Below are 16,745 nucleotides of genomic sequence, written 5' to 3' on the forward strand. Positions count from 1 at the left end.
TGTTCGTCTCCTCACGGGACGCGTCAATGGACGCGGCTGCCCAAGGGTATATCATCGTTATCGACCGTAAGGAGCGCAAGCTTGGATCCGTCCGGAGATTCTGCCGCAAGAAGCATGCCGTTGCTCACGACGCCGCGCAGCTTGGCTGGCTTTAGGTTGCATATTACGATGATCTTTTTGCCAATCAAATCCTGGGGGCTATAATACTCCTTTATCCCCGATACTATAACCCTCCGCTCGTACCCGAGGTCGAGCGTCAGCTTGTAGAGCTTATCGGCTCCAGGAATGGCATCTACGGATACGACCTTTGCCACCCTAAGCTCTATCTTTTTAAAGTCATCGATGGAAACTTCTTCCTCGTGGTCGCCTGGATCGGGTTGCAGGCTCTTTTTGGCCTCCCTTTCCTCCTTTTCGACGGCCCACTTTTTAAGGTCGATCCGCGGGAAAAGAGAGCCCTTTCTGCTTACCGCCGTTCCGGCCGGAAAGGATGTATCCAGGGACTTGAAGCTGCCGAGATCGAGGGCTGATTTCAAGCCCAGCTGTTCCCATATTTCCTCGGCCTTCCGAGGCATGAAGGGAGCGATGAAAAGGGCGATGTTCTTCAGGGACTCGCACAAATTGTACAACACGTTGCTTAGGCGGCTTTTATCGCCTTCCTCTCCCAACTTCCAGGGCATGGTTACATCTATATATTTATTGGCCTTGCTCACGTAGCCCCATATCTCCTTGAGAGCCTCGTCGTAGGCAAAGCGCGACATCAGCCCATCAATTCGACTAAACACTTCCCTTGCCGCCGCCTGCCCGATGCCCAAGTCCTCTTCGAGGGGCTCGGACTGTGGCTTTGGCACGACCCCGTCAAAATATTTGACGACCATCTGAAGCGTCCTGGACAATAAATTTCCCAAGTCGTTTGCCAGGTCGGAATTGATCCTCTGCACCAATGCCTTCTCGGAAAAATCTCCGTCAAGGCCAAAGGGAACTTCCCTGAGCAAAAAATATCTAAAGGAGTCTGCCCCATAGAGGTCCACGATCTCAAAGGGATCGACTACATTTCCCCTGGACTTCGACATCTTTTCTCCCTCGACGGTCCACCATCCGTGGGCAAAGACTTGCTTTGGCGGGTTAACGCCAAGGGCAAGAAGCATTGCCGGCCACACTACGCTGTGAAAACGAAGTATGTCCTTGCCTACCAGGTGATGCACCACGGGCCAATACTTTTTCCACCTGGTTTCATCCTTGGGATAGCCGCACACGGTCAGGTAGTTTATTAGCGCGTCGAACCACACGTAGATGACATGGGCGTCGTCGCCGGGCACGGGAATCCCCCATTTCAGCGTGGTCCTGGACACCGACTGGTCCTTAAGGCCCATTTTTATGAAGCTCAATATTTCGTTGTAGCGGGATTCGGGAAGTATGGCCTTTGGATTGCCTTCGTAGAACTCGAGCAAGGGTTGAGCATACTTTGACATGCGAAAGAAATAGCTCTCCTCCGTCATCCTCTCAAGGGGCCTCTTGCAGTCGGGACAGGTTTTGTCCTCCCCCATCTGGCTTTCGGGCACGTAAGTCTCGCAGGGGACACAATACCAACCTTCATAGGTTCCTTTATATATGTCGCCCTGGTCCATGAGCTTCTTGAATATGTACTGCACGACCTCCACATGCCTGGGCTCGGTGGTCCTTATGAAATCGTCATAGAGTATATCGAGCTTATCCCAAAGGTTTTTGAAGTTTTGCACGGTCCTGTCGGCAAGCTGTTGTGGCGTTATGCCCTCCCTTTGGGCCGCTTGCTGAACCTTCTGGCCGTGTTCGTCGGTGCCGGTGGAAAAAAGAACGTCTAATCCACACATCCTCTTGTATCTGGCCATCACATCGGCAGCTACGGTGGTGTAGGCATGCCCAATATGTGGGACATCATTAACGTAATAAATTGGAGTGGTGATGTAAAAGCAGCTCTCACGACTCATCTTTTCCTTCCTCCATTCGTTCTAGATCTAGCAAAAACTTTCTGATGCGATTTTTCTCTATACCATAGCTTTCGGACAGCATTTTTGCAACATCTTTTACGGACATGCCCTGCCCTCGAAGGCAAGTTGCCTGGGCCTTCCACGATTCGTCCTCCCTTGGCGGTGTGGTGCTTCCTTCTACCACGAGCACCAGCTCTCCTCTTACTCCCGGGACGTTTTCCAAAAGTTCCGAAATAGAGCCTCTCCTGCATTCCTGATGCAACTTAGATATCTCCCTTATAAGAGCTGCCTGTCTGTCGCCCCATATGTCCAATATGTCGCGCAGATCGCGCAAGGCTTTATGGGGCGCCACGTAAAACACACACGTGAAAGGGAAGGTGCCGGTTGAAGTCAAAAATTCCCTTCGGGATTTGCCATCGTCGGGCAAAAAGCCCAAAAAACAAAATCGCTCCGTCGGCAAGCCCGACATCACCAGCGCCGGAAGAATGGCAGACGGTCCAGGGAGTACGTCTACCTCAAAACCGGCCTTTATAGCCTCACGCACCAGTATGGAGCCCGGATCGGATATGCATGGCATGCCGGCATCGGAAACCAGGGCGACGTTAAGCCCAAGGGCCAACATATCAAGAACTTCCTTGACGCGAGCCCTTTCGTTATGCTCGTGGTAAGACACCATCCTGACCTTGATATCGTAGTAGTTAAGGAGCTTAAGGGCACGCCTTGTATCCTCGCACAAAAGCAAATCGGCGCTTTTTAAGACCTCCAAGGCCCTAAGAGTGATGTCCTTGAGATTGCCTATTGGAGTGGGCACCACCGAAAGGGGCATCACTTACCACCTATCTCGTAGGCGGACATGAGCTCAGGGGTGTAATTGCCCGATTCGTCGCATATATACAACGGCGGTTCAACCTTAACACCCCTGCCGGCATTTCGCCTTGCTTCCACCAAAATTATCGATGCCTCAACCTTGGGCTTCGGGTAAACGACCTTAAGCTTTTTAAGCGGCATTCGAGTTTTCTCGAGCAGCCAGCAAAGCTCGGACACGCGACCGGCCTTCAGGACCATATAAAGCCTTGCCCTGTCCTTAAGCAGATGATATGAAGCCCTAACTACATCTTCAAGCGTACAGACAACCTCTTGTCTTGAAATGGCAACGCCTCGCTTTGGGCTTACCCTGCTTTCTCCAATCTCGTTGTACGGTGGGTTTACCACTACCACATCAAAGGATTGCGGCGGATAAAGGGAAGTTATATTTCTTATGTCACACACCTCGAAGGTCACCCGATCGGCCAAGCCGTTTATCTCAGCATTTTCTCTGGCCATCTTTACCAGCTCTTCCTGTATGTCGATGCCCGTTATGAAGGAGACCGCTGGCCATCTTTTGGCCAAGATAAGAGATATTCCTCCGCTTGCAGTGCCAAGCTCCATGACGCGATCGCCCTGCCTTAACCTTACAAACCATGCAAGCAGTACGGTGTCCACGGAAATACGAGGACCGCACAAAGGTTGGCGCATCTTGAGTTTTCCGTAAAGAATGTCGTCAAAGGTTGTCTCCATAAAGGACATCATTCCCACTCAGAAAGTTTTATGCTTATCACCTTGGACAAACCCGGTTCTTCCAAGGTCACACCGTACATTATATCCGCCCTTTCCATCGTGGGCCGCCTGTGCGTGATGGCGACGATCTGAATGTTACGCGAATATTCCTCCACTAGATCGGCAAAGCGCTTCAAGTTAGCTTCGTCCAAAGAGGCGTCAACCTCGTCAAGTATGGCCAGAGGGACGGAGGCTTCTTCCATGGTCGAAAAGAGGTAAGCGATTGCCGTAAGGGACCTCTCTCCTCCTGAAAGCTGAGTTAGGCTTTGGGGGCGCTTTCCCGGGGGCCTGGCCGATATTTCGACGCCGGAGTTCCAGAGGTCCAATTCGTCGCTCATGAAAAGGTGCGCCTCGCCTCCGCCAAAGAGCTTTACGAAAATGGTATTGAAGCGCACGTTTATGGCCTTCAGAGCCTCTTGAAATAATATGCCAGCCTGCTTGTCCGTATCCTTTATCATCATCTCAAGTTTTTCCTTGGCCTCTTTAACGTCTTCGTACTGCTCTGAAAGGTAGTTAATGCGCGATGCCAAAGAGGCATCTTCTGAGAGAACACCGCTGTCTACGTCGTAGAACTGCACAAGTTCCTGATGAAGCCTTCTTTGCCTTATTTTAAGCCTTTCGATCTCGCCGTCATCGACAAATGGTTCGCAGACGTCTTTTAGCCCTTCTTCTTCAAACTTGGATTTTCGGCCGTAAAGCTCATTGAGCTTATCGTCCAGGGAAAATATTTCGGTCTCGATGCTCTTTAGCCGCCCCTTTGCCCTCTCAAGCTTTATGGATGCCTTATGAAGCCACGATTCCAACCCCCTTTTATCGCCTTGAAGATCTTCTAGGACCTGCGAAAGCTCCTTATGTTCGCGCCAAAGGTCACGATATGCCGATGCCATTTCTCTTATTTTAGCGTTACAATCAAATATCATGCTTTCTATCTTCTCTGTTTCCCTTTCCCTTGAAACGATGCCGTCCTCGGCGGAGCGAAGATCGTCTTGAACCTTCTTCAAGACGTCCAGGCGACCCTTTAGCCTCTCCTCTATAACTTTCATCTGGCTTTCCAAGCTCCTCAACTCGCCCTGCAATTGATCGTTGAAGTCCAACTCCTTCATGTCCGCAATTTTCGACATTACCGACTGGAGCTTGGACTTATTATCATTTAGTCCAAATAGGCATTTGCGAATTTCATCTTTTAGCCTTGATATCTCCTCTTCTACATTTGCCAACTCGGTTTGTTTGCTTTGAATGAATTTCAAAGTCCTTTCACGTTGTGCCTTAAGCTTGTTGATAAGTTCAAGTTTGAGCTGGACTTCCCGCTTCAGCGATATCTCATTTTCTTCCTCCTTGGCCAGTTCAAAGCTTAAATTATCGATCTCAATTTGAATAGCTCTTATCCTTTCGGACTTTTCCGCTAATGCACCTTTTAGCTCCAATACGTTTCTGGACTGACTGGGAACACGCCCCCCCGATATCGTCCCGCTGGGCAAAAAGACCTCACCCTCCAAGGTCACGACCGGACATGACCTTAGCATCCTAGTCATCTTCACTGCGTCCTCGTAGCCGCTTACCAGCAGGAGGTTTCCTAGCAAGTGCATGACTCCCCTTTCCCAAGCAACGTCGTAAGAAATGAGGTCGATAATCCAGCCGATGACGTTGATATCGTCGCTTATGACGCTTGGTCTCCTTTGGGGATTAGCTTTATTAAGGGGTAAAAAAGTGGCCCTACCCACGTTGGCCCTTTTGATGTAATCTATGCATACATGGGCATCCTCTTCGTCGTTTACCAATATCCAAAACTGCCTGCTTCCCAAGAAGGACTGCAGTGCAGTTGTGTACTCCCTCGGACAGGTTAGGGCATCCACCATCACCTTGAAATCGACATCTAATCTTCCGAGCTTCTTGGCAGCCAACAGAAACTCTACCGGCCTAGGATAGGCTCCTGAGGCCAATGTATCCTTTATGCGCTCCACCTCCAAGACGAGCTTCGACTCGTCCTTTTTCCTCGTCTGTATTTCTGCAGCCAGTTTTTGGGCACGCGCCAAGGCCTTGGTGTGCTTAGACGACAGCTCCTCGAAGGCCTTTTCCTCCAGCGACAGGCGGCTTTCGAGTTCTTTTAAAGCCTTACTGTCCTGCGATAGACTGTCCCTTGCTTCAATCCTTCGCGCGATCAGGCCGGCATAACTCTTCCCTGAAAGACGGATCTTGCGTTCCAGTTCAATGATGGTCGATTCATGAAGGGCCTTTTTCTCAAGCAGTTCCCTTTTCCTTCCGGCAAGCTCCTCTACGAGTGCAATCTGTTCTCGTTTTTGCGATTCAAGGTCATCGTAATGAGCTTTTTTAGAAATTAAGTCTTTTTTTAGCTCCAAGACTTCCGAGTCCAACCTTTCTTCCTCGGACTTTAGGCTACGCAGAGAGCTACGAAGGACGTCCAGTTCCTCTTGAGACCGCAATTTTAAGGCCCTTGCGTTCCTGCGCTCAAGCGTCAGGGAGGTCAACTTCTTTTTTAAATTTTCGAGGTCCAAAGAAATCCTGGCGTATCTTTGCCTGCGCTCAGCCTCCTCAACGAGGATAGATTTCGCCCTATCGCTCAAAAGGCCTGAGGCCTTTTCCCAAAGCGAAAACCAGGTTACGGCACGCAGGCGTCCGCCTAAAAGGTCCTCCTTGCGCTTCAAAAGCTTCTCGATGTCATGCAGGAGCTTGGCGTACTCAAGGCCTTTGATCTTAAGGGATATTTCGTCAAGGGATTCCTGAAGCTCCCTTTTCTTCAGGGCCTTGAGCACGATGGGGCGAATGTCACTTTGTCTTTGCTTTAGCTCGTCGATCAAGGTCTTAAGCCGGCGTGCTTCCTCTGCGACATTTGCAAGCTTAAGTAGGGCCTCCTCTCTCTTTTTTCGGTAGGATGCTATGCCAAATAGGACTTCCAGGTTGCCCCTTCTATCTATTGGCCTTTGCTTTATCGCCTCCAGGACCTCTCCCTGTCCTATAAAGGCAAAATCGACGCCATCCAGCCCTAACGCGTGCTTTTCTTCCTCCATTTCATAAAGCCTTACCCTCTTGCCGTCGACGATGAAGGACGAACCGCTCTCGTCAAGTATGCGCTTGAATGTCCGCAGTTTATCATCCTGTCTTAATGTAAGCGAAACCCAGGCTTCCCTTGCAGCCTGTCTGGAGGGACTTCCTTGAAAAAGCAGGTCACCCTGTTTGGATATCCTCAGACGAAGGGCAGACTGCTCCCCCAATGCCCATCTAACGGCATCCAAGATGTTGCTCTTCCCGCTTCCGTTAGGGCCGGCAATCACCGTATATTTGTCTGACAAAACTATCTCAACATGATCTCCGAAGCTCTTAAATCCCTTAAGGGCGATCCGCTCTATGTACAACGAGATCCCCTTCCCCTTCAAGCAAATTCACCTTATAGAGCGCCTGATCCAGCGTTCCTTGAAACTCGAGCCGATATTTTTCCCAACTTAAGTCCTTCGATTCAACCATAAAAATGGCACGTTTGAATTCCTGGACCCATTGGGATAAAAAGTTTTCTCCTATATAGCGTGCTATAGCCGGGTGAGCCTCCAATATTAAGGCTTCCATCTTGCTGGACATTATCACCTTGCGCATGAAGCGTTTTATATCCATAGCGACGACATCTTCCTTCAACACCCACCCTGTGGTGGCACAAAAGGGGCACGGTCTCGTCATGTAAGATTTTAGGTCCGGCCTGGAACGCTTGCGGGTGATCTCCACCAAGCCCAGTTTGGTGACTCCATAGACCTTCGCCTTATTCCTGTCCCCCTTAAAAAGATCACCCAGGTAGTCGAGCAGCCTTTGTTTATCCTCGGCATAATCCATATCGATAAAATCAACGATAACTATGCCACCTATGGCTCTAAGCCTCAGCTGCTTAGCGATCTCCCTTGCCGCCTCCACGTTCGTGTCAATTATGGTGTGCCTCAAATCGCTGGTCCCCACATATTTTCCCGTATTGACATCTATGACTGTCATGGCTTCCGTCTGATCTATGACCAAAAATCCGCCCGAGGGAAGCCAGAGCTTCCTTTCCAGGGCAGCGCTTATTTCCTTTTCTATGCCGTAATATTCAAATATTGGGACATTTCTGGTGTAGAGTTCGACTGTAGGGCGACCTTGATCATGGGCATACCTTGACACGTAGTCTGATATCTGTTCATATTCTTTAGGGTCATCTACCACTATCTGAGATACGTTTCCGTCGAGTTCATCGCGCAGGACTCTGCCAAGCAGCCCGGCATCGCGATATAAAAGAGAAGGCGTAGGCATTTTTGTCGCCAGGTTCGTTATTTCCGTCCATAGTTCAACGAGTTCCTCTATCTCTTCCTTTAGCGCCTCCTCGTCCACTCCGCTCGCTGCCGTTCGAACTATCACTCCAAAATCAGAAGGGGCAAGTTGCCTTGCCAAGTCCTTCAAACGCTCCTTCTCATCGGCATCGTAGATACGCCGGGAAACGCCCACTTCGCGAGATCCAGGAATCAGGACGACGTATCTTCCCGGCAAGGAAATTTTAGCCGTAACCCTAGGGCCCTTGCCCTTTCTTGCGACCTTTACGACTTGGACGATTACTTCGCCGTTGGGCTTTACCTCGACGTTTTTGGCGTCGTCCAAGTACAGAAAGGCATTGCGTCCTTCACCAAGGTTAACGAAGGCCGCATTCATGCCCGGAAGGATGTTATCAACCCTGGCCTTATATATCTCTCCCGCCCTTTGCCTATCCCACATCCTTTCGGCAAAAAGCTCGACCAGATGCCCTCCTTCCATGATGGCCACACGAGCTTCCTCTGGATCGATGACGTTCGCTATGATACTTTTATCATCGCCGTTCAAAAGCACTACCCCCCAACGAAGTCACAAAAGCGAGATTACCTCATGGCCGTCCCATCTTCCAAGCTTTGTCCTTACGATCCTTATGTCCCCCCAGGAGGAGATCACTCCTTCACTCGAAAGAAGCTTGACAAACATGGCAGGACTTGCCTCGTAAGGTTTAAGCATGATTACGTCAAGGCATTTTCCCACAGACGACGGACCAACCTTTTCAACGCGAGAACTAAGGATACCAACCGCAGCCTTCGACATTTCATTGACCTTAAAGCACAACAGATACTGGGCCCCATCGCAGGATTTGCTCAAGGATCTGCCATCCGCTCTACATGCCCTTTTTACCCTAAGACCCTCGGGAAGATAATCGTTTAGCCGATCCATGCAAGAAGGATCTTCCTCATCAAGCCAAAGGTCGGCCAGCTCGCACAGGGAAAACACCCCCACCGGCAAGGGCGGCCCTAAGCTTATCTTCGGATGAGGGGACATGCCCTCCGTAAAGGTTTGTCTTATGCCAGCCCTTCTCATGGACCTTGAAAACAGCGTGGGCATTTCCACGTGGGGTACAAAACACACAGGACCCAGCTTCTCGTAAAGGATTCTAACTATCATGGCCAGACCTCGCATCGAAACACACGCCCTGTAAGCCGCAACCGTTGCAGCCGTTCAGGCGGCAATCCCCAGTCAGTTCGCCCTTTAAGGCTTTGACGCGCTCAGACCACAGAAAGGCCTTTGTGACGCCGACGTCTACGTGATCCCAGGGAAGGACGTCGTCATAAGAAAGGGATTTTGACGCTATCTCGCAGGGATCCAGGTTACAATCCTCGAAGGCCTTCTGCCATAGGGATATGTCAAAAGTCTCACCCCATCCGTCAAATCGCGCACCATATTGCCAGGCTTTCTCTATGACGTTGCCAACTCTTTCATCGCCCCTTGCTATCACGGCTTCAATGAAGCTTTGGGTCGGTTCATGAAAGCTGACAGATATGTTCCTTTCCCTGAACTGGCTTTTAAGCCAAAGCCCTTTGCTTTTAAGGCTTTCAATGGAATCTTGAGCCTCCCACTGAAAGGGCGTATGGGCCTTGGGAATAAACCCTGCAATCGAAGCCGATACGGAGGACCTTTTATTGTAACTTCTGCCTATGGAGTAAGCCAGGCGTATCACATCCACTATGCCACGAAGGTCCTCGTCGCATTCCGTGGGGAGCCCCATCATGAAGTAAAGCTTAACCTTATTCCAGCCAGCCTCAAAGACAGCCTTTAAGGTGTTTTCAATATCCTCCTCCGTAACGCCCTTGTTTATCACGTTCCTCAAGCGTTGGGTCCCAGCTTCAGGCGCAAAGGTCAATCCCTTTTTTCTCATGCCTTCAAGCTTCAGGGCTATGTCGATGGCCTTGGGATCCATCCTTAGGCTTGGAAGGCTCAAAGTCACCCTGTTTTCGGTTAAAAAGGGGCCTAAATCGTCCAGGAGCTCTTCCAACCAGGGATAATCACAGGTAGAAAGGGACACCAATCCCAGCTCTTCATATCCGCTCCCAGTTATGATCCCTTCCGCTAATTGACCCACCTTCTTGGGATCCCTGTGGCGCACGGGCCGATAGATCATCCCGGCCTGACAGAACCTGCAACCCCTGGAGCAACCCCTAAACACCTCCACTGATGCACGATCGTGGACTATCTTATCGGACGGCACCAAATAAGAGGTCGTTACAAACGCATCCTGCAGGGAGACAACCCTCCTCTTGACGCTTGACCGCAATCCCGTAACTGCCGGAACATAACATCCCTCAATCCTAGAAAGCAACTGAAGCTTTTCGAATCTTTTTAAAAAGCGAGCATCGAAGAGCAATGACAGCATCTCCGCTATCAATTCCTCTCCGTCACCCATGCAAAAGACGTCAACGAAGGGAACGTAAGGGGCCGGAGCAAGGCTACCCGGTCCTCCCGCTATGATTATGGGGTCATCTTCCCCGCGATCCTCCGACCTCATCGGTATGAACGATAGATTAAGCATTGTCAGTATGTTCGTTGCATTAAGTTCGTATTGGAGCGTAAAGCCTATCAGATCGAAATCCTTTAAGGGGCGTTTCGCCTCCAGGGACCTCAATGGCTCGTTGTCTTGGACAAGCAAATTTTCCATATCGGGCCAGGGCGCGTAAACCCTGTCTACGTCTGCCACATCAAGGGATTTGATCAAGTAATACAGGATCTGGTAGCCCACGTAACTCATGCCTACCTCATATACATCGGGGTAGGCAAGACATATCTTCACCAAATCCTCTTGATCTCCTTTCGGCTTAAGGGTCCCCCATTCTTCGTCTATGTATCGAGAAGGTCGCCTTACGCGTGCAAGGTAGTCCCATTGTCTGTCCCAACGCAAATCAAAAGAAAGATCTTTCATATGATCCCCTCGCAAAAATTCGTCATTATTAGTTTATCTAGTTATTCGTATCTGGCGGGAATATCCAAGCAGGCGCTCAAAAGGAGGCCTAAGGCGCCACAAATCGCTATGAGAGAACTTCCTCCGTAGCTCATAAATGGCAGAGCAAGACCGGTTACAGGCATCAACCCCATGCTCATGCCCACGCTCTCAAACACATGAAAGGCCAGCCAGCCTGAAATCCCCCCCGCAAACACTTTAACCCTGACATCCTTGCTCCTCAATGCTATGACGACGATCCTCCATATGAGAAGAGCAAACAAGGAAAGCACCGCCAAACTGCCGAGAAAGCCAAACTCTTCCGCAAAAACCCCGAATATGAAATCCGTATGCGGCTCCGGCAGAAATTGCAGCTTGCTCTGGGTTCCCTGCAAAAATCCCTTTCCGAGTATGCCTCCGGAGCCCACCGCTATGCGGGACTGTATAACGTTGTATCCTGCACCTAGAGGATCCAGGTTGGGATTTAAAAAAGTTAAAATCCTAAGCCTTTGATAATCCTTCAGGAACATCCACATCACAGGAAGCGCCGCCAGGCCTAAAGCGAACATGGCCACAAAGTACCTTTTAGGCAAGCCGCTCAACCAGAGGCAGGATATGGTAATAACGCCATACACTATGGACGTTCCGAGGTCGGGCTCCAACAACACTAGCACTCCACTTACACCGGCAAGGCACATGACTTTGAGCAGTTTTCTTAGACCGTTAGTCTCCTCTAGGGCCAAAAACCTGGCCAAAGTCAAGCACAACACCAGTTTGCCAATTTCGGAGGGTTGAAAGGCAAATCCGCTTATGTAAATCCACCTGTGCGAACCGCGCGTGGCATTCCCTAAGAGCAATAACACGACAAGGGCGAGCACTAGCCCGCCGTATAAGACGTAGGACCAGTCGAACATCCTCTTTATGCCCAGATACAAAAACACGAGCATGACTACAGCTGCCACTAAACCGTTGATCAGCTGTCTTTCGACGTAAGCTGTTCCCTGACCGAAGGTAGCGCTATATATGGTCATGACGCCAAGGACGTACAACGTTATGACGATCGCCAAAAGAGGCATATCGATCGCACTTAAGGCTTCAACCCATGAATTACGCTTTATCATCGTGGCATTTTACTTTCTCGTCTGATATTGTCTCTTTACGTTTTTTACCGGTATGTTTGCCACCAAGGCGACAGTCCTGTCTTCCCTTTCAAGCCCTAACTCGATGTGTTCGTCGTCTACCTCGAGGTAGTTGCATATGACCCTTATCAACTCGACCCTGAGTTGATCCAAAAGCTCAGGGGCAAGGTCGGTCCTGTCGTGAATCAAGACAAGCTGAAGCCGTTCCTTTGCCGCGTCTTTCGTCTTGCCTTTTCCAAACCATTTATCCCAGAAAAAAGCCATGCCTCATGCCCCCAAATGTAATTTATATGCCTAACATCCTTTTAATGCGCCCGAAGAAGCCCTTGTTGTTCAAATAATCGAGCTCGTTAAACGGAACCTTCTCTCCAAGGATGCGTCTGGCCAGGTTGTTAAAGGCCTTGGCGGCAGGACTGGCCGCCTCCAATGCCAGAGGTTCACCCTTGTTGGTGGAAGTTATCACGGCCTCATCCTCTGGAACGATGCCAATGAGGTTCACTGACAGGATGTCGATCACATCTGAAATGTCCAGCATATCGCCCCTCTTAACCATCTTGGGCGACAGCCTGTTGATCACCAATGAAATGCTCTGTTTTTCCATGGATTCCAAAAGCCCTATTATACGATCTGCGTCCCTCACGGAGGATACGTCAGGCGTGGTAACGACAAGAGCCTCCTGTGCCGGGACTGCGGCGTTCCTAAACCCGCTTTCTATGCCGGCCGGGCTATCAATGAGGACGAAATCGAATTCATCGTAAAGCATGGAACAAAGGTCGCGCATCTGATCGGACGTCACGGCATCCTTGGTCCTGGTTTGCGCTGCAGGAAGCAGGTATAGGTTTTCCACCCTTTTGTCGCGGACCAACGCCTGATTTAATTTGCATGTCCCTTCAATGACATCGACCAAGGTGTACACTACCCTGTTCTCGAGCCCCATCACGACGTCCAAGTTTCTCAAGCCAATATCGGCATCAATGGCGACGACCTTCATGCCTATCTTCGCTAGCTCAACGGCAAGGTTTGCAGTTGTGGTGGTCTTGCCAACTCCCCCCTTACCTGAAGTTATTACTATAGTCCTAGCTGCCAACTCCCCCGCCTCCCTAAAGATGCTATCAAATCTCCTTAAATACGAGCATATTTTCCTCGGCGTAGATCAATACGGACTTGCCCCAATAGGAATTGTTCCTCTCGATGCTTGAGTATAGCTTGCCTATTCTAATCTGATTTGACTCGAAGACCCTTGCCAATATGTGGGCCTCCTCGTCTCCCTGACAACCGGCGTGTGCAACTCCCTGGAGCTTGCCCCATATCCAAATATTACCAGATGCCAAGACCTCCGAACCGTCATTGACGTTGCCAACGATAAAGATATCGCTATCATGTTCTACCTTTTGTCCGGACCTGATGGATTTGCATATAAACAAACCCCTGCTGTTTTGCAGGCTTGCGCCTGAACGTTGCTCCTCTATGTTAAAACCTGCGGCCCTTAAGACCTTTCTGGTGTATGTATCATACGATCTCCATATAGTCTTGGTCGCCCCTGAAGGCCATACCAGCTTTTTAAGTATAAACGATATTTCTTCTTCCTTGCTTTCTCTGCCCTGTAGATCTACAATCAAGGTACCGTCGCGCAATATGTGACCGATGTCTTTTAAAACTTCATCGCACATCCTTTCGAGCTCCATTATATCCTTATCTTCGGGAATAACACAGCGAACGCCCTCTTTGGTCCCCTTTAAGATGATGTGCGATTCCATGCCTTCACTCCCCTTTTTCCTTAAGCAAAAAGGCCAACATCTCCCCCGCCAAGGGGGCAACCCTTTTACCCCCCGACTCTCCTTCTTCAAGCAGCACCACGGCTACGTATTTAGGAGAGTCGGCCGGGGCATAGCCGACGAATAAAGCATCATTTTTGTACCTTGATGTTTGAGCTGTACCTGTCTTTCCTGCCACTTTGACGCCGTATGCTCCCGCTGCTCGTCCCGTACCTGACTTAACGACCTGTTCCAAGCCCTGCCTTACCACGCTCAAGACTTTTTCGTTCACTGGGATGCGCTCACCCAAAATGGGCTCGCCCTTGGAAAGCCTTGGCCTCGGAAGGAAACCACCGTTTGCCACTGCAGCGTAAGCTCTTGCTATCTGCATAGGAGTAGCCTGCACAAATCCTTGGCCTATGACGTAATTGGCAGTATCGCCAAGATACCACGATTCTCCCCAGACAGCCTTTTTCCACTTGCGCCCTGCCAGGTTCCCGGCAGATTCTCCGGGGAGGGAAATCCCCGTAATCCTGCCGAATCCAAGCCGGTATGCCCACTTGGACAACGTGTCGATTCCCAGCTTTAACCCCACTTGGAAGAAAAACACATTGCAGGAATCCCTCAAGGCACCCACAATGTTTTCGGTACCATGCCGCCTTACGCAGCGAAACGTCCTGTTGCCCACCTCCAGATATCCGGGACAAAAAAAGGTCGTATTGGGCGATATTACTCCTTCGGATAACCCGGCAACCGCCGCAACGATCTTGAAGGTGGAGGCCGGCGCATACAACCCACCTATAGCCCTGTTCATCATGGGATAAGTCGAGTCTTCGGTCAAGGCCTTCCACTCGAAATCCCTCAGGCCCCAACTCAAGGGGTTCGGATCGTAAGATGGCGAAGAGTAAAGCGCCACTACATCGCCATTGCTTACATCCATCACCACGATAGCACCGCGCTTTCCCTCCAGCAAAGATGCAGCCTTTTGCTGGGCCATCAGGTCGATCGTAAGTTCTATATCTTCGCCCGGTACAGGCTTTTTGCGGTCCAGTTTCCGCACCAGCCTGCCTCTGGCATCAACCTCTATTGCCTCGCCCCCAGGCTGTCCCCGCAGTATTTCCTCAAATTTTATCTCAACCCCGGCTTTGCCGATCTCGTCTCCGCCCTGATAGCCTTCGCCACCATATTTTTTCAATTCATCTTTATTGATGCTTCCCGTATATCCCACCACGTGCGCGGCAACGCTTCCGGCAGGATAGACGCGACGCCACTGTGAAACTGGCACCAATTCCTGGGGAAAATCGGGGTCGGCAACGATGGAAGACATTTGAGCCAACGTCAAATTGTTGACCAAAGTCACCGACCGGTATGGAACGGTGTATCCTCCTTTCAATATCTCATTCAGTTCTTCGGGCGATCTCATGATGCCGTGTTTCCTTAAGAAAAAAGAAACCCTTGCGATAGTCTCGTCGCTTTGCATGGCAAGGGGATAGCCTTGGATTGAAAAGGTCCTTATGCTTACGGCCAAAGGAATCCCGTTGGCATCATAAATGGTCCCCCTCTGCGCGGCACGCCTGATGATCCTCAATCTGTTATCCGTGGCTAGCCTAATATAGTTATCGCCATGCAATACCTGAAATATGAACAAAGCGACGCCAAGCAAAGCAAATATCCCGAAGAGAAAATACATCCATCGCAGTAAACGCCTATCAATAACTATGGGAAGATCAATGCGCTTCAATCAATCAGTCACCCCGCGCAACAGGTAGGCACGCATTAGGAAGCACAGCAACAATGCCCCTATCTGTTTTACCATGAAGGGAACGCTTAGCAGGGACGTCGAATCTTCATAAAGCGTTAATCCAATGGCAGAAGAACAAAGATGTGTTCCAAAGACAAGCACAATCGCCATGGCGGGCGTCCGTGCAGCCTTGGATATGATCCTCCATAAAGCCTTAATCGCGACCAAAGAGCCTACGTACGACAGGGCCGTGAAACCCAAGGGAGATCCCCATCGCATATCCCACAGAAGCCCGCCAACGAAGGCTGCGATCAACAGGGATATATTGCTCCGCCTTTCCTCGATCAAGGACATCCCCAACATCAAGATATAGATATCGGGGACAACGGCTACGGGAGTGGCAAACACCTGCAGTATATCTTGAACCATCCACCATGCGGCTGCTATCAGCCATAAGGGATACACCTACATTACCTCCAGAATGGTAACGCTTCTTAGCTGAGAAAGGTCGGCACTGGGTTTTATATCGTAAGACCTGAAATCATCTTCATTAGATTCCTCCTGGATCCCTTCTACGGTTCCGACGAGCAATCCGGGGAGAAAGTTATCCATGGCAAAGGCGGAAACCACCTTCATGCCCTGTTGCAGCGGTACATCCTTGGGCATATAAGACAGGACCATTTTCCCCTTGCCATTTCCGGAAAGGACACCTATATCCCTGGTTTCCTCCACCACCACGGGCATCCTCAAATCGGGAGAGGTTATTAACTCTACTATGGATGTCCTGTCCTCGGCCAGAAAGACCCTTCCAACTACATATTTGCCGCTTAAAACGGGCATCCCGCGCTTTACGCCGTCGGCGCCCCCTCTGTCCACGGAAATATACCTCCACCACCAGCCCGGATGACGATAGATGATCCTTGCCTTTAAGGTGTTCACCCCTGCCTTAAACGCGATAGGCGTCCCGGGATCGTTTAATTCCTTAAGCGACTGCAAGTTATTTAACTGCACCCTTAGGGCTATATTTTCCCTTTGAAGGGAGTCTATAGTCTCAAGAAGCGATCTCTTCTCCTCGCTTAACAGAAGCACGCCTCCCGCTACGTCCTTCAATACAACTGCAGGAAGTTCCAAATACCTCACCGCTCGATAAAAGCCGTCCCTTGCCTTTAAATCGAATTCGGAATTGTATCCGATTGTGGCCATCAACAACACGGAAAACGCAATAAGAGCGATCCCCAGTTGCCAAAACTCGGAAAACTTCCTGCCTCTCATCGGAAAGTGATACCTCTTTTTAAG

General features: G+C 50.2%; 14 protein-coding genes. All 14 read right to left on the reverse strand.

From position 1 onward, the window contains the following. Window positions 1-23: 23 nt before the first annotated feature. Genes metG through mreC form a run of 14 tightly spaced genes read right to left on the reverse strand, consistent with a single transcriptional unit; the run spans window position 24 to window position 16,721 of the window. A complete protein-coding gene (gene metG / locus BUQ78_RS03225; protein WP_074199250.1) occupies window positions 24-1,964 on the reverse strand; it encodes a methionine--tRNA ligase in 1,941 nt (646 codons plus the stop codon). Continuing rightward, entirely contained in the window at window positions 1,954-2,790 is an 837-nt protein-coding gene (gene rsmI / locus BUQ78_RS03230) for a 16S rRNA (cytidine(1402)-2'-O)-methyltransferase (protein ID WP_074199251.1), read from the reverse strand. Before rsmI ends, metG begins: the two co-directional genes overlap by 11 nt. Beyond that, on the reverse strand, window positions 2,790-3,521 hold the full coding sequence (locus BUQ78_RS03235) for a tRNA1(Val) (adenine(37)-N6)-methyltransferase (RefSeq protein WP_074200152.1): 732 nt from the start codon (window positions 3,519-3,521) through the stop codon (window positions 2,790-2,792). The genes rsmI and BUQ78_RS03235 overlap by 1 nt, the downstream gene beginning before the upstream one ends. Before the next feature lie 8 nt (window positions 3,522-3,529). Beyond that, window positions 3,530-6,931, reverse strand: a complete 3,402-nt coding sequence (gene smc, locus BUQ78_RS03240; RefSeq protein WP_074199252.1) for a chromosome segregation protein SMC — start codon at window positions 6,929-6,931, stop codon at window positions 3,530-3,532. Further along, window positions 6,906-8,405, reverse strand: coding sequence for an Rne/Rng family ribonuclease (locus BUQ78_RS03245; protein WP_074199253.1), 1,500 nt, complete (start codon window positions 8,403-8,405; stop codon window positions 6,906-6,908). The genes smc and BUQ78_RS03245 overlap by 26 nt, the downstream gene beginning before the upstream one ends. A gap of 21 nt (window positions 8,406-8,426) precedes the next feature. Then, complete coding sequence (locus BUQ78_RS03250; RefSeq protein WP_074199254.1) at window positions 8,427-9,008, reverse strand: TIGR03936 family radical SAM-associated protein; 582 nt, start codon at window positions 9,006-9,008, stop codon at window positions 8,427-8,429. After that, the gene (locus tag BUQ78_RS03255; protein ID WP_074199255.1) at window positions 8,998-10,797 is read right to left on the reverse strand and encodes a TIGR03960 family B12-binding radical SAM protein; all 1,800 of its coding nucleotides are present in this window, start codon (window positions 10,795-10,797) and stop codon (window positions 8,998-9,000) included. Before BUQ78_RS03255 ends, BUQ78_RS03250 begins: the two co-directional genes overlap by 11 nt. 41 nt (window positions 10,798-10,838) lie before the next feature. Further along, window positions 10,839-11,936, reverse strand: coding sequence for a rod shape-determining protein RodA (gene rodA, locus BUQ78_RS03260; RefSeq protein WP_074199256.1), 1,098 nt, complete (start codon window positions 11,934-11,936; stop codon window positions 10,839-10,841). 9 nt (window positions 11,937-11,945) lie between these two features. After that, window positions 11,946-12,218, reverse strand: coding sequence for a cell division topological specificity factor MinE (gene minE, locus BUQ78_RS03265; RefSeq protein WP_014806346.1), 273 nt, complete (start codon window positions 12,216-12,218; stop codon window positions 11,946-11,948). 22 nt (window positions 12,219-12,240) lie between these two features. Beyond that, the gene (minD, locus tag BUQ78_RS03270) at window positions 12,241-13,041 is read right to left on the reverse strand and encodes a septum site-determining protein MinD (RefSeq protein WP_014806345.1); all 801 of its coding nucleotides are present in this window, start codon (window positions 13,039-13,041) and stop codon (window positions 12,241-12,243) included. A gap of 25 nt (window positions 13,042-13,066) precedes the next feature. Continuing rightward, window positions 13,067-13,711 carry a septum site-determining protein MinC gene (gene minC / locus BUQ78_RS03275; RefSeq protein WP_014806344.1) on the reverse strand — a complete coding sequence of 215 codons (645 nt, stop codon included), beginning with the start codon at window positions 13,709-13,711 and terminating at the stop codon, window positions 13,067-13,069. A 4-nt stretch (window positions 13,712-13,715) separates the two neighbouring features. Next, window positions 13,716-15,449 (reverse strand): penicillin-binding protein 2, encoded by a 1,734-nt coding sequence (gene mrdA / locus BUQ78_RS03280; RefSeq protein WP_074199257.1) that lies wholly within the window; start codon window positions 15,447-15,449, stop codon window positions 13,716-13,718. Continuing rightward, entirely contained in the window at window positions 15,450-15,914 is a 465-nt protein-coding gene (gene mreD / locus BUQ78_RS03285; protein ID WP_074199258.1) for a rod shape-determining protein MreD, read from the reverse strand. Then, entirely contained in the window at window positions 15,915-16,721 is an 807-nt protein-coding gene (gene mreC / locus BUQ78_RS03290) for a rod shape-determining protein MreC (RefSeq protein WP_074199259.1), read from the reverse strand. Window positions 16,722-16,745 lie beyond the last annotated feature (24 nt).

The sequence above is a fragment of the Acetomicrobium flavidum genome, from assembly GCF_900129645.1.
Lineage (GTDB): Bacteria > Synergistota > Synergistia > Synergistales > Acetomicrobiaceae > Acetomicrobium > Acetomicrobium flavidum.